12 protein-coding genes are annotated in these 15143 nt (G+C 38.8%); 6 read left to right on the top strand and 6 right to left on the bottom strand.

Features of this window, described 5'->3' with window-relative positions; translation table 11 throughout:
* Positions 1 to 17: 17 nt before the first annotated feature.
* The 4 genes from M472_RS32765 to recQ all read right to left on the bottom strand — a co-directional run bounded on the left by M472_RS32765 (position 18) and on the right by recQ (position 6284).
* On the bottom strand, positions 18 to 1355 hold the full coding sequence (locus M472_RS32765) for a Na+/H+ antiporter NhaC family protein (protein WP_021070131.1): 1338 nt from the start codon (positions 1353 to 1355) through the stop codon (positions 18 to 20).
* A gap of 266 nt (positions 1356 to 1621) precedes the next feature.
* Positions 1622 to 3100: an alanine/glycine:cation symporter family protein gene (locus tag M472_RS32760; RefSeq protein WP_021070130.1), complete on the bottom strand. Its 1479-nt coding sequence runs from the start codon at positions 3098 to 3100 to the stop codon at positions 1622 to 1624.
* 169 nt (positions 3101 to 3269) lie between these two features.
* A complete protein-coding gene (gene kdsA, locus M472_RS32755; protein ID WP_021070129.1) occupies positions 3270 to 4085 on the bottom strand; it encodes a 3-deoxy-8-phosphooctulonate synthase in 816 nt (271 codons plus the stop codon).
* Between the two features lie 9 nt (positions 4086 to 4094).
* The gene (recQ, locus tag M472_RS32750; protein WP_021070128.1) at positions 4095 to 6284 is read right to left on the bottom strand and encodes a DNA helicase RecQ; all 2190 of its coding nucleotides are present in this window, start codon (positions 6282 to 6284) and stop codon (positions 4095 to 4097) included.
* Positions 6285 to 6379: 95 nt separating this feature from the next.
* On the opposite strand from recQ, the gene M472_RS32745 reads away from it, so the two are divergent.
* The 3 genes from M472_RS32745 (at position 6380) to M472_RS32735 (ending at position 9190) form a co-directional block, all read left to right on the top strand.
* On the top strand, positions 6380 to 7345 hold the full coding sequence (locus M472_RS32745; protein WP_021070127.1) for a KpsF/GutQ family sugar-phosphate isomerase: 966 nt from the start codon (positions 6380 to 6382) through the stop codon (positions 7343 to 7345).
* A gap of 157 nt (positions 7346 to 7502) precedes the next feature.
* Positions 7503 to 7877, top strand: coding sequence for a DUF1573 domain-containing protein (locus M472_RS32740; protein ID WP_021070126.1), 375 nt, complete (start codon positions 7503 to 7505; stop codon positions 7875 to 7877).
* 107 nt (positions 7878 to 7984) lie between these two features.
* Positions 7985 to 9190 (top strand): pyridoxal phosphate-dependent aminotransferase, encoded by a 1206-nt coding sequence (locus M472_RS32735; RefSeq protein WP_021070125.1) that lies wholly within the window; start codon positions 7985 to 7987, stop codon positions 9188 to 9190.
* A gap of 43 nt (positions 9191 to 9233) precedes the next feature.
* Here M472_RS32735 and M472_RS32730 read toward each other — a convergent pair whose 3' ends face one another.
* Positions 9234 to 10310, bottom strand: coding sequence for an SGNH/GDSL hydrolase family protein (locus M472_RS32730; RefSeq protein ID WP_021070124.1), 1077 nt, complete (start codon positions 10308 to 10310; stop codon positions 9234 to 9236).
* A 61-nt stretch (positions 10311 to 10371) separates the two neighbouring features.
* Here M472_RS32730 and M472_RS32725 point away from each other — a divergent pair, with 61 nt between their 5' ends.
* Genes M472_RS32725 through M472_RS32715 form a run of 3 tightly spaced genes read left to right on the top strand, consistent with a single transcriptional unit; the run spans position 10372 to position 14178 of the window.
* On the top strand, positions 10372 to 11739 hold the full coding sequence (locus tag M472_RS32725) for an exonuclease domain-containing protein (RefSeq protein ID WP_021070123.1): 1368 nt from the start codon (positions 10372 to 10374) through the stop codon (positions 11737 to 11739).
* Positions 11740 to 11786: 47 nt separating this feature from the next.
* On the top strand, positions 11787 to 12512 hold the full coding sequence (locus M472_RS32720; RefSeq protein ID WP_021070122.1) for an SIMPL domain-containing protein: 726 nt from the start codon (positions 11787 to 11789) through the stop codon (positions 12510 to 12512).
* A 34-nt stretch (positions 12513 to 12546) separates the two neighbouring features.
* Positions 12547 to 14178, top strand: a complete 1632-nt coding sequence (locus M472_RS32715) for an ABC-F family ATP-binding cassette domain-containing protein (protein ID WP_021070121.1) — start codon at positions 12547 to 12549, stop codon at positions 14176 to 14178.
* Positions 14179 to 14207: 29 nt separating this feature from the next.
* Here the strand turns inward: M472_RS32715 and M472_RS32710 are convergent, their stop codons facing one another.
* Positions 14208 to 15071, bottom strand: a complete 864-nt coding sequence (locus M472_RS32710) for a pirin family protein (protein ID WP_021070120.1) — start codon at positions 15069 to 15071, stop codon at positions 14208 to 14210.
* Between the last annotated feature and the right edge of the window lie 72 nt (positions 15072 to 15143).

The raw sequence follows: 15143 nt of genomic DNA, 5'->3' as shown, positions 1-15143 counted from the left end.
TTCCCCTTTTTTATTATTTAGGTCTTAACATTCATTTTAGTTCTAGAAAAAAATATGAACAATAATGTTGCTAACCCGGTCAAAAACGGGTAATATAAATATTGTATCAACTCGAAAGGAGAGAGTCCTGCATTTCCTGTGCCCTGTTCTAAAACAGCAGCAGCAGCTAAGGCGGCTAAAATCTGAGCTCCATAAGGAATAATTCCTTGTACAAAACAAGAAGTAGTATCCAAAATACTCGCCACTCGCTTAGGATCCAAAGAGAATTTATCACCAATCTCTTTAGCTAAAGGTCCTACAATAACAATAGTGATAGTATTATTGGCGAGTGCAAGATTCACCATGGCTGTTAATGTAGCAATTCCTAACTCTGCACTTTTCGGCGATTTTATCCGCCGAAGAACAGTGTTCAATAAATAATCAATACCACCGTTAAAACGTATTATTCCAACAACGCCACCTATAATTAAACACAGCAGACTGAGTTCAAACATACTTGCCAACCCTGTATTAATACTAGAAACACTTTCTAAAAGAGTAACTTCATTAGTCCATATTCCCACAAACAACGCTACCAATATTCCAATCCCTAATGTCCAGATAACCTGGAGCCCCAATAAAGCTAAAGCAAAGACTACGAAATAAGGAACAATCTTAATCAATTCATAATCCTGCACCTCCAAAGTATGGATATGTTGTTCAAACTGAGCTCCAAGAAAGTAATAAATCACCGCAACTAATACCGCCACCGGAAACACGACCCCAAAGTTCACTTTAAATTTATCGCGCATTCCGACATTTTGGGTTCGTGTGGCAGCAATAGTGGTATCCGAAATAAAGGACAAATTATCACCAAACATTGCTCCCCCTACAACAGCAGCTAACGCCAAAGGCATTATTCCAGGAATATGTTCTTCAAAACCCACCGCAATTGGAGCTAATGCGACTATAGTTCCTACAGATGTACCTAGAGAAACAGAGATAAAACAAGAAATCAAAAAAACACCAGTAATGATAAAACGAGGTGAAATATAAGTTATGGCAAAGTTCACCGTGGAAGAGATAGCACCAATTGCATTGGAAAGACCTCCGAACGCACCTGCCAACAGAAAGATCAAAATCATTACTAATATATTCTCATCGCCAGAACCAATAGAAAAATGCTTGAGCTTATCGGAAAACCGCTTTTTAGGATATTGAAGAAAGGCTATGAACAGACAGAGAATAAAAACAACAAGAACAGGCAAGGCATAAAAATCCTGAAGATAGATGGAGATCGAAAAATAAACTAATACAAATGCTATCAACGGCAATAATGCCCACGCTTTAGTCGCTTTACACTCTTCTTTATCCATTATCCTTTTTTATTTGGCTACAAAACTACAATTCATAAGCCACATTTTCAATGTTCAACTCTTGTCTATCCAACTTAGTGGCACATTGTTTGTAATGTTAATAAAACATTACAATTAAACTTAACACTATGAGAAAGCTATCATATACTACTTTCTTATTGCTACTATTCGTAGCATTTGTATTGATATTTGCTACGACCTGTATTGGTGGTTCATAAAGGTCTTAAAACTAAAAAATGGACTGAAAAACCTTCAGCCCATTTTTTTTATCTTTCCCAAAACTCTGCGTTTTTTATTCCCAGCTCTTTTGGATTAAACTCTGGCTCATCAATACCCTTCTTCCTCTTTTCCAAGTAATCCTTCCATACCTTCATCGCCGTTTTACTCATTAGTACTATAGCTATTAAATTCACCCAAGCCATTAATCCTACACCGATATCACCTAAATCCCAAGCAAGTTTTGCTGTTTTTATAGTACCAAAATAAGTAGAAAATAAGAACACAACACGCAATAACCAAATAACACCTTTCTTATTTCTCCCCTTAATTATGTATGCCACATTAGTCTCTGCGTAATAATAATAAGCCATAATAGTCGTAAAAGCAAAGAAAAACAATGCTATAGCTACAAATTGATTTCCAAAACCAGGAAAATGGTGAGAAACAGCGGCTTGAGTAAAACCTTCCGCAGCAACTCCCGGCAAGTTTTCCTTCAACAATACGACAGCATGTCCAGACTGATCGAAGGACTCAGCAACATTATACATACCTGTAAATAGAATCATCAAAGCAGTAGCTGTACAGACAAATAAAGTATCTACATATACCGAAAAAGCTTGAACCAATCCCTGTTGCGCTGGATGACTGACATCAGCCGCAGCTGCAGCATGGGGAGCCGTTCCTTGCCCAGCTTCATTCGAATAAATTCCACGCTTTACCCCCCAAGCTATAGCCATCCCCACAACGCCGCCAAAAGTAGCATCCATGCTAAATGCCGAACTAAATATCAGCTTAAACATTGCTGGAATCTGCGTAAAATTCATTCCTATGATAATCAAAGCCATCAATATATAGGCACCTGCCATAAAAGGAACGAGAAACTCAGAGGCTTGTCCCAAGCGCTTTACTCCCCCTACAATAATAAGTGTCAAAAGCAAAACCACAGCGATTCCTACCCAGCTAATCGTCCAATCAGTACCTCCTAAAGAGATCACACTATTCGAATAGTCAAATGCATTTGTAATCGTACTATTGATTGCATTACTCTGCACCCCAGGCAACAAAAAACCTGTACTCACAATGGTTATTACAGCAAATAAAACAGCATACCACTTTACTCCCAGCCCCTTCTCTATATAATATGCTGGTCCTCCTCTAAACTCATCTCCTTCCTTTTGTTTATACACCTGGGCTAAAGTAGATTCAACAAAAGCGGAAGCTGAACCTAAGAACGCAATTGCCCACATCCAAAAAATCGCACCCGGACCTCCCATAAATATAGCTGTAGCCACTCCCACAATATTACCAGTGCCCACCCGTCCCGAAATAGCAAGAGCAAATGCCTGAAAAGAAGATATGCCCTCATTAGATTTCTTTTTCTTAAACAACAAATTCACCATATCCTTGAGATAGCGAACCTGTAAGAAACCTGTTCGTATTGAAAAATACAGTCCTATAAGTAAACAGAAATAAATAAAAAAATCGCTCCATACATAGCTAGAGACTGTAGAAATAAGCTGTTCCATCAATAAGGTCTAGTCGTGTTATAATTGTCATTTATTTCTGTAAATAAAGGTATTTTTTAGCACAAACCTATAAGATTATTTGAAATAATACCACTACTAGTCTTTTCAAACGACAAAGGCGCTTTCTTAAGCGCCTTTGTCGTTTGAAAAAAAAAGTTTTTATTTGCTTTTAAATAATAGCTTCACGTATTCTTGTCAATTTTTGCATCAAGCCCTCTAACAAATCCAAATGCAACATATTCGCTCCATCCGATTTTGCGTTGGCAGGATCAGGATGGGTTTCAATAAAGAGACCATCTGCTCCAACCGCAATTGCAGCCTTAGCAATAGTCTCTATCAAGGCAGGCTTCCCTCCCGTTACCCCACTAGTCTGATTAGGCTGTTGCAAGGAGTGTGTACAATCCATCACCGTAGGAACTTGGAATGAGCGCATCATAGGAATTCCCCTAAAGTCCACAATTAAGTCTTGATAACCGAAGGAGTTTCCACGGTCCGTCAGAATGACCTTTTCGTTTCCTGCATCTTTTACCTTGTCTACAGCAAACGCCATCGATTCCGCAGAAAGAAACTGTCCTTTCTTTATATTAACAACCCTACCCGTCTCGGCTGCTGCCGCCAGCAACTCGGTTTGACGACATAAAAATGCAGGAATCTGTAAAATATCGACATATGCTGCTGCCATAGCCGCTTCATGGCTTTCATGAATATCCGTCACCGTAGGCACCCCAAATTCACGCCCCACTTTCTCCAATATTTTAAGCGCCTTCTCATCCCCTATTCCAGTAAAAGAATCTATTCTAGATCGATTAGCCTTTCTATAAGAACCTTTAAAAACAAAAGGAATATTTAGCGAGTCAGTTATATTTACTATTTTTTCTGCAATACGAAGAGCTATATCTTCTCCTTCAATAGCACATGGCCCCGCCATCAAAAAGAATTGTTTGGAATTACCATTCTTAATTTGAGGCAAATATTTATTAATCATCTTATTATGTTAATTACCTAATTCCGATATAAACTTAATACGCATCAATTGGATATCTTCGTAGGAATAATCTTCCTCTCCCAATTCAGAAAGTGCATTCTTTATAGAATCAACTTCAGCGGTTTTGAAATAATCATATACCTCATCCTGCCTGTCCTGATCAATCATTTCATCGACAAAATAACCGATATTCAATTTTGTCCCTGAATATACAATAGACTCCACTTCCTTCAGTAAATCCTCATAACTAATTCCCTTCGATGAAGCGATATCTTCTAAACCGATTTTACGATCTATATTTTGAATAATACTGACTTTTAATGCAGATCTATTAGCTGTACTTTTTACGATAAGGTCTTGAGGTCTATCAATACCTTTTTCTTCCACATAATTCTTAATCAGCTCCACGAAAGGAGAGCCAAATTTCAAAGCCTTTCCTGCGCCCACCCCATGAATTTGCTTCATTTCATCCATCGTTACTGGATAATGTGCACACATTTCCTCCAAAGATGGATCTTGGAAGACAACAAAAGGAGGTAGTGATTTCTGCTTTGCAATTTTCTTACGCAAGTCTTTTAACATCACGAGCAAGTCTGTATCCAATACTCCTGATGCTTGCTTAGGCTCCTCCGATCCATCATCATCTGCCGCCTCCATAGGTCTATTCAAAATAAACTTCAGCGCATACGGATTACTCAAGTAGCGCCTCCCATCTTCGGTTAGCGTAAGCAAACCATAATGATCGATATCCTTTTTAACAAAACTGGCTAATTCGGCCTGTCTTATCAGAGAATTCCAATAATTTACTCCTTGATCTTTCCCCGTACCGAAAAGTTCGTGCTCATCATGTTTATACGAAGAAACAGGTTGATTATTCTGTCCTAAAAATACATTTATCAAATGATGGTCATCAAATTTGTCTCCCTCTTCTTTAATAAAATTCAATATTTTCACCAAATCTGTTTCCGCATCGAAATACGTCTTCTGAGCCCGACAATTGTCACACATATTATTACACCCCGTTTCGTCAAATTTTTCACCAAAATAGTGTAAAATCTGCTTACGTCTACAGACAGATGATTCCGAATAATCTATAACCTCTTTAAGAATTTGTGTTCCAATTTCTCGTTCAGAAACGGGCTTATCCTTCATAAACTTAGTCAGCTTTTCGACATCCTTCTTGGAATAGAACGAAATACAAACGCCTTCTCCTCCATCACGTCCTGCCCGTCCCGTTTCCTGATAGTAGCCCTCCATCGATTTGGGTATATCATGGTGGATTACATAACGGACATCAGGTTTGTCAATTCCCATACCAAAAGCTATCGTTGCTACAATGACCTCGACATCTTCCATCAAAAACTTATCCTGTGTGTCCGCCCGGGTTTTAGCATCTAAACCTGCGTGATACGGTAATGCTTTGATCCCATTGATATTCAAAACTTCAGCAATCTCTTCAACCTTCTTACGGCTAAGACAATATATGATACCCGTTTTCCCTCCATTTCCTTTGATAAACTTAACAATCTCCTTGACCACGTTCTTTTTTGAACGCACCTCATAAAATAAATTCGATCGATTAAAAGAAGATTTGAACAATGTGGCATCGTTCATTTGGAGGTTTTTTCGAATATCCGATTGTACTTTTGGAGTTGCTGTAGCCGTCAAGGCGATAATAGGAATATTCTCTCCAATACCATTTATGATTAATCTTATCTTACGATATTCGGGTCTGAAGTCGTGTCCCCATTCTGAAATACAATGTGCTTCATCTACAGCGACAAAAGATACTTTGATATTTTTCAGAAACTGCACATTATCCTCTTTCGACAGGGATTCCGGAGCGACATAAAGCAATTTCGTTTTCCCTTCAGTAACATCCGCCTTAACTTTCGTGATCTCTCCTTTGGTCAGGGAAGAATTCAGAAAATGAGCGATACTATCTGTACCTCCAAATGCTCTAAGCTGATCCACTTGATTCTTCATCAAAGCTATTAGTGGAGAAATAACAATTGCTGTACCAGCACTCATTAATGCCGGCAACTGATAACATATCGACTTGCCACCTCCCGTAGGCATGATGACAAAGGTGTCTTTTTTATTTAAAATGTTAGTAATAATTGCCTCTTGGTCCCCTTTAAAAGCATCAAACCCGAAGAACTCCTGGAGATTGTCGTACAAAGATTTTTCTATTTCCATCTGCGCAGCTACAAAATTAAATAGGTAGGCCTACCTATCTAAAATTTAAATAACCTATTTTTGTGAATTGTATTATAAAAATAGGCATATTTTCCGTGAAAAGCAATTCAGAAATAAAAAAAGAGGCTGTCCAAGTCCTCGAACTAGAAGCTAAAGCCTTGCTAAATTTAGCTTCTAGAATTAACGATGATTTTGTTGAACTCATACAGCTCATCTTAAACCTCAAAGGCAGAGTAATTCTGACTGGAATTGGAAAAAGCGCCATTATTGCTCAAAAAATAGTTGCAACGCTCAATTCCACAGGCACACCCTCCATCTTTATGCACGCTGCTGATGCGATACATGGCGACCTTGGCATTATCCAGCAAGATGACCTTATCATCGCTATCTCAAAAAGCGGGAATACACCAGAGATCAAGGTCTTAATTCCTTTTCTGAAACAGACCAACAATAAACTCGTAGCCATTGTAGGAAATATGAACTCCTACCTTGCCGAACAAGCAGATTATATATTAGATACAACAGTTGATAGAGAAGCATGTCCCAACAACCTTGCACCAACGACTAGCACAACAGCCCAACTGGCGATGGGAGATGCATTAGCCGTCTGTCTACAGACAGCAAGGGAGTTTACAGACAGAGATTTTGCAAAATATCATCCAGGAGGCGCCTTAGGCAAACAACTATATCTTAAAGTTGGTGATGTAGCCAACCTTAAGTCCCAACCAAGTGTCCATACGGACGATTCAATAAAGCAGCTCATCATAACCATAACGAAACATCGCCTAGGGGCGACAGCAGTCATTAACGATGGACAAATTGTAGGCATTATAACGGATGGTGACATCAGAAGAATGCTCGAGAAACATGACGATATATCTCGATTGAAAGCTATCGACATCATGTCTAAAAAACCAAAAGAAATCGAAGCCGAAGAACTTGCGGCAAATGCCTTACACAAAATGAGAGAGAATAACATCTCGCAATTATTAGTTACGAAACAGGGAAGTTATGCGGGTATCATACATATCCAAGATTTACTGAAAGAAGGAATCATTTAAACCATACCCAACAATTAAAGTCCAATATCACAATTAGCATTAATTGTAAAAATATTGTTGTTTAATAGGACAGTTAAAATATGTTAAGATAAAAAACTACATTTGGCATATCTATTGAGCACATTGATTAGAACAAAACGATATAATTAGATAAAACATGAAAAAGTTATTAAGTATAGCAACCGTATTAATCGCTTTCATTTCGTTATCGGCGATGGCAGTCGCGGTGGGCGAATTCAAATTCGAGAAAGAAACTCACGATTTTGGAACAATACCTTTTAACAAGCCGGCTAGCTTCGAATTTGCGTTCACCAATGTAGGTGATGCTCCAATCATCGTTTCGGAAGTAGCTCCATCTTGTGGTTGTTCTGTTGCTGATTTTTCTAAAGCACCAATAAAACCAGGCGACTCTGGCAAGATCAAAGTAACTTATAATGCAGCAACGAAAGGTCCTTTTACAAAATCATTTACGGTAAAATCTAACACGAAAACTCCAGTAAAAACGTTGACCGTAAAAGGAAACGTAGAATAAAAATAAAGCATAAAAAGAAAGCCGTATTAGTTATAACTAATACGGCTTTTTTATAAGTACGCTTTTCGTATCTTTGTTCACCATTTTAAATAAAACTTTTAGTTATTATGCCAAAGATATCACAAAAAGGCATGGATATGCCAGCCTCTCCAATAAGAAAACTTACCCCATTTGCAGATCAAGCAAAGAAAGAAGGAAAAAAAATATATCATTTGAATATCGGTCAACCGGATATCCAAACACCAGAGGTCATGCTTAATGCCTTAAAAAATATTGATTTTAAAGTATGGGCATACACTCCATCAGAAGGAACAGCTTCCTACAGAACAAAGCTAGCCAGCTATTATAATAAACTCAACTACAATATAGAACCAACAGATATCTTGGTGACCAATGGTGGATCAGAGGCTATTACTATCGCTATGCAGGCCTGTCTAAATCCTGGTGAAGAAGTTATTATACCCGAACCATTTTACGCAAACTATAACGGGTTTGCTTGTTCGTCTGACATTGTCATTAAACCGATCATGTCTCATATAGAAAACGGATTTGCTCTGCCATCCATCGCTGACTTTGAAAAATTAATCACAGAAAAAACAAAAGCGATTGCTATATGTAATCCCAACAATCCTACAGGCTATCTTTACTCGCGCGAGGAACTGGAAGCACTGCGCGAGCTTTGCCTAAAATATGATTTGTATCTATTTTCCGATGAGGCATATAGAGAGTTCTGCTACGATGGACGAGAATTCATTTCCCCTATGCATCTAGAAGGTCTAGAAAACAATGTCGTCGTTTTTGACACCGTTTCTAAACGATACTCTGCTTGTGGTGCCCGTATAGGATGTTTGATAACAAAAAACAAAGAATTATACCAAACAGCACTAAAGTTTGCCCAAGCCCGCCTTAGCCCATCTTTAGAAGGTCAGATTGCAGGCGAGGCAGCAGTAGATACACCAGACGCTTACTTTGAAGCTGTCTCGAAAGAATATACAGCCCGCAGAGACACCCTGGTAAAAGGATTAAACCAAATCAAAGGCGTATTCTGCCCTAATCCCGGAGGAGCTTTCTACGTAGTAGCTAGACTACCGATAGACAATGCGGACAAGTTCTGCCAATGGATATTAGAAAGCTTCTCCTATGAAAATGAAACCGTTATGATGGCACCAGCCACCGGATTCTACAGTACTATCGGTTTTGGATTGAATGAGGTTCGCTTGGCTTATGTTCTGAATCAAGAAGATCTCAAAAAAGCTCTTGTATGCCTAGAGAAAGCTCTTGAAGCATACCCTGGTCGAAAAGAAGGACAATAGATTACAAAAAAGGCTTAACAGATGTTAAGCCTTTTTTTGTAATCTATTGTATTCCATGTTTTTTCAAAACATCGAGAACAAATGGTTCTATAACTTCAACCATACGCATAAACCCCAAATCGCTGGGGTGTGTACCATCTGTAGTCGCTTCATGGTCATCACCCAATAGATTATCAATGTCCAAATAATACAGTCCTGTAATTCCATTGGTGATCAACTTATTGTACTCTGCTTTCCAGTTCTCATTTTGCAATTGATTTCTTGTCTTCCAACTTTGATTAAAGTAACTGAGCTCTCTTACAACAGATGGAATCATAACAATTGGCGTATTAGGATGCTTTTCCCGTAAATAAGTAACGATATAAGAGGTCCTATCTGTCACCTGTTCAGGTGAAGAATTAGGAACGCAATCGAGAATAAACATATCCGGGTCTGCATCCGCTAACATATGTACCACTTCTTTCTCCATTCGTGCATTACCACTAATTCCAAAATTTATAAAATTAAAACCTGTACGTCTCGACAATATCGCGGGGTAAGCCATACCTGGCCTACTCGCAGAGGCTCCATGCACAATACTCGATCCGTATATGACTATATTTTTCTTGAAAGGGTTAGCCAAAGGCTGAAAACTCGCGCCTTCATGTATCCCGATTTCCAAAGACTTGGTCTCATCATATAGAGGCAGATAGACTAAAAACTCTTTTTCCTCTGAGTCGAGATTTTCCAAGACAAGTGTTTCTTCACAAGTTTTAACGGTTCCTTTAGCCCCCCCATACTGCCACTTCCCTTTTTCATTTTTAATATATACATCAAGACCCTTATTCGCAATAGCAGTCAGATTAAGTCCTACCTTTCTATCGGTAACACACCATTTGGCATACAGCTCCGTAGTATTAGATCTAAAAGTCACAAACATCCCCGCACTATTCGTGTACAGATTTTTGACATTCTTTGGCATATTGCGGTATCTTGCGGTATCTACACGATGAAATTGCTCTGGAGTATCAAAATATTTGCCATGAACAGGCAACGTATGGAAAACACTTTTTTTTCCTTGAGCTTGTACAGCCATAATAGACAGACAAATAGCAATCAATAAAGTAGTAAATCTTTTCATAGCGCTAAAATTAATAAATAATACCTAAACAAACAGCTAACATTATTAGTATTTTTGAAACATGGAATATGCAATCGTGGATATTGAGACCACAGGATCTTATGCAGGAGATAATGGCATGACAGAAATCGCTATTATTATACATAATGGACAACACGTTGTGGATAAATTTCAATCACTAATCAATCCAGACACCCCCATCCCATTTCACATACAATCCCTAACCGGGATTAGTAATGAAATGGTAGAAGATGCACCAACGTTCAAACAGATAGCCAAGAAAGTACATGCGTTACTCCACAAACGGATTTTTGTAGCCCACAATGTTAATTTTGATTATTCATTTCTCAGCAAAGAACTTAAAAAAGCAGGTTATGATTGGAAATCACAAAAACTTTGCACGGTACGCCTAGCTCGGAAGATATTTCCAAATCTCGCTTCTTACAGCCTGGGTAAGCTCTGTCAAAATCTAGGAATTCCTATTTACCAACGCCATCGTGCCATGGGAGATGCGGAAGCGACCGTTATCCTATTTGAAAGGTTATTACAAAATGACCATGACGCAGTGATTACGACCACACTGAAGAAAACAAAAGAGCAACAATTGCCCACACATATCAACCAAGAAGACTTTCTCAATCTTCCCGAATCACCTGGAATATACCTCTTTAGAAACAAAAGCAACAAAATAATTTATATAGGAAAAGCAATTAACCTAAAAAAGAGAGTATTGAGCCATTTTAGCGGCAATAATACTTCTCAAAAAAGGCAAACCTTTATCAATGATATCTTCAGCATCGACTTTGAAGAAAGTGGAACAGAGTTGATGGCACTTTTAATGGAGTGCAAAATGATCAAAGAGCATTGGCCTATACATAATAAAGCGTTGAAAAAATTCGAACCTAAATACGGTCTCTTTGAATATGAAGATCAAAAAGGCTATAAAAGGCTTTTAGTATCGACTTTCAATAAGGAAGCCAAAGCAATACAGTATTTTGAACGAGCCACCGAAGCAAACCATATGTTATTAAAACTGATAACCGACTTTGGTCTGAACAACAAGCTGTGCTCCTTCTATACCATTAGACCTGAGCTTAAATCCAGCATAGATTACACGAGTCTTTTATCAGTTACAGCATATAACGAGATGGTAGATACAGCGTTGGAATATGTGAATAACAATCGAAATTCCTTCATCATTCTTGACCAAGGAAGAAATCTAGAAGAAAAGTCATACATATATTTTTCAGACGACCGACTTCACGCATTCGGATTCTTTCATGCAGATACTCAAATAAACAATCCTGCTGATATGATCTCTGAACAGGACAAATGTATAAGTAACTACTATATGAATGCTTTGGTATTGCAGTATGCAGAAAGATTTCCCGGTAAGGTGAGACAAAAAAAAGACGTTTTTTTTAAGTAACACTTATGGAAAAGAACATGTAATTTCATCTCCTATTATAAAACTTTATGACTAGCAAGTTCACCTCATCCTTATTTTTAGGAGCATTGGCTCTTAGTACCGCCACACTATTTTCTTGTGGGAACGGAAACTCAGAAAGCAAAAACCGCATTCGTGTTGGCGGGGAAGGCAAGATCCGGGTCATGCCAGATCAAGTGACCCTAACAATCAATGCCAGTTTTTCTAAACCTAAAATGGCGGAAGCTGTTCGAGAAACACAAGCGACAGTTGACACCGTCATGCATATTTTAGAAAAGTTCGGAAAGAAAAATGAAGATATTAAAACAAGCAGCATCTCTGCAAATAAAGATTATCAATATGTAGGCAGCACGTATAAGTTTGTAGGGTTTCAGGCGGAGCAAACAGTCGACTTCGTTCTTCACGACCTCAACAAATTCAGCGAGCTTACGGCCAAACTATTAGAAACAAAAATAAGCAGCATTTCACAAATTCAATTTAACCATTCCAAGGCAGACAGCCTATTGCGCGAAGCAGATCTAATCGCCTACGATGATGCTTTAAAATCGGCAAACAAACTGGCCAATAGAGCAAACGTCAAACTAGGAGAACTGCTCTTTTTATCGAACGACGGATCCGCTAGCAATACAAATGGTTACACAAGTGGCGAACGGATCGACACCTACAATAAAGCATTCGGAGGACAGGGCTTTAAAATAGCACCTGAAGTAATAGAGTTCAAACGAAATATCACAACGGAATTTGGGATAAAATAACATGGTGTAAATAAATAAACCTTATCTTTGCGCCATGATTAATGTATCCAATCTATCTCTTCGCTTTGGCAAACGTGTGCTATTCGAGGATGTCAATTTAAAATTCACTCCTGGAAACTGTTACGGCATTATTGGTGCTAATGGAGCAGGTAAATCAACTTTTTTGAAGATCATCTCTGGAGAAGTCGATCAGACAAGCGGTTCTGTTTCTTTTACTCCTGGAGATAGAATGTCAGTCCTAAGTCAAGATCACTACGCTTTTGACGAGTTTACGGTACTAGAGACTGTAATGATGGGAAACCAGGAACTCTACAAAATCATGAAGGAGAAAGACGCTATCTACATGAAAGAAGACTTCTCTGACGCAGATGGCGAGCGTGCTGGCGAACTAGAAAGCTTATTTGCTGAAATGGATGGATGGAACGCAGAATCCAATGCGGCTAACTTATTGAGCAGTTTAGGCATCAAAGAAGAGTTCCACTATAAACTGGTTTCGGAAATAGATGGTAATCAAAAGGTACGTGTCTTATTGGCGCAAGCCTTATTTGGAAAACCAGATATCCTGATTCTTGATGAGCCTACAAACGACCTGGACATCAATACCATTGCTTGGCTAGAGGACTTTTTGGCTTCCTATGAAGCTATCGTGTTAGTGGTATCCCATGACCGTCACTTCTTGGACGCTGTATGTACACATACAGTAGATATAGATTTTGGTAAGATGACCATTTATACTGGAAATTATTCCTTCTGGTATGAATCTTCACAGCTAGCATTAAAACAACGCACCGATCAGAATAAGAAAACTGAAGAAAAGGTCAAAGAACTTCAGGAGTTCATCCGTCGGTTCTCGGCCAATGCTTCAAAGTCCAAACAAGCGACTTCCCGTAAGAAAGCCTTGGATAAAATCAACATCGATGAAATCCAGCCTTCTAACCGTAAATATCCTGCTATCATGTTCAACACCATGAACAGAGAACCAGGAGACCAAACATTACATGTAGAAGGGCTGAGCAAAACAGTGAATGGAGAAGTCTTCTTCAAAGACATCACCTTCATGATCAACAAAGGCGACAAAATCGCTGTACTGGGAGCCAACTCCTTGATTACTTCAGCTTTTTATGACATCATTGCCGGACGCGACAAAGATTACCAAGGAGACATCAAATGGGGCATTACCATTACGCCTGCAGATATGCCTATGGACAACTCTTCTTACTTTGACGGAAGCTCAGAAAATTTAGTAGACTGGTTAAGAAACTACACCACTAACCCCGATGCCGACGAGCAGTTCATCCGTGGTTTCTTGGGGAAAATGCTCTTTTCTGGCGAAGAGGTAATGAAAAAAGTATCGGTATTGTCTGGAGGAGAAAAGATGCGCTGTATGTTTTCAAAGATGATGCTACAAGGAGCAAACTTCTTGATCTTTGATGAACCAACCAACCACTTAGATCTAGAGTCCATTACAGCACTCAACAACGGCATGAAAGACTTCAAAGGTTCTATGTTATTCACATCACGAGATCACGAGTTAACAGAGACTGTTGCAAATCGCATCATAGAACTCACTCCGAATGGAATCATAGACAAGTTAATGACTTATGACGAATACATAAACTCCGATGTTGTAAAAGCCCAACGCGAAGAAATGTATAAAGTAAAATAAAAAAGAGCGGTAATACCGCTCTTTTTTATTTATACCAATTCTCCAAACTTACCTGTATTAAAGTCTTCAAACGCTTGTTGTATCTCTTCTTTAGTATTCATCACAAAGGGGCCATACGTCGCAATCGGCTCATTAATCGGCTCTCCACTCATAATCAATACTATCACATCGTCTTCAGCTTCCACAGTAAATTGATCTCCATCGTTATAGAATAGTACCATTTTGTCTGTTCCAGCTTTAAAAGTATCGTTTACTATAACATTTCCCTGAATAACCAATAAGGCTGTATTGTAATGCGCGGGGAAATCAAATGTTGCGACCGCCCCCTTATTCAACTTAGCATTCATTAAATGTAATGGTGTGAAAGTCGAAGCTCCTCCCTGTATCCCATTATACTCTCCAGCAATCACCTCGATAATCCCTTCGTTATCTTCTAATGCATAAGTAGGGATATCTCCATGTATCAAGGCTTGGTATTTAGGCGGATCCATCTTATGTCTTGCAGGAAGATTTACCCACAACTGCACCATCTGAAAATCACCTCCCTGTTTACTCCATTCCGTCTCATGAAATTCCTTATGCAACACACCAGATGCTGCAGTCATCCATTGTACATCCCCTTCTCCAATAATCCCACCACCACCAGAACTGTCACCATGCTCTACTCTACCTTTATAGGCAATTGTTACGGTCTCAAACCCACGGTGAGGATGTACACCCACCCCCTTCGGAATGTCGCTAGCTGGAAAATTATATATAGAGTTATAATCCAACATAATAAAAGGACTCATCCTTGTCATCGGCACGTAACTCGGTATAAAATTGTGCACTCTAAATCCATCTCCAACAAAATGTGCTGGTTTGGGATTAAAAATATGTTCAACAGTTTTCATCTTTACAGTCTCCTTTAATTTATATAACAAAGATACATGCAACGGACTTACTAGAACTTAATATAGGTTAAG

Origin of the sequence: Sphingobacterium paucimobilis HER1398 (genome assembly GCF_000416985.1) — a bacterium.
In the GTDB taxonomy this organism is placed as follows: Bacteria; Bacteroidota; Bacteroidia; order Sphingobacteriales; family Sphingobacteriaceae; genus Sphingobacterium; species Sphingobacterium paucimobilis.
This window is presented reverse-complemented; position numbering and strand designations above follow the sequence as displayed.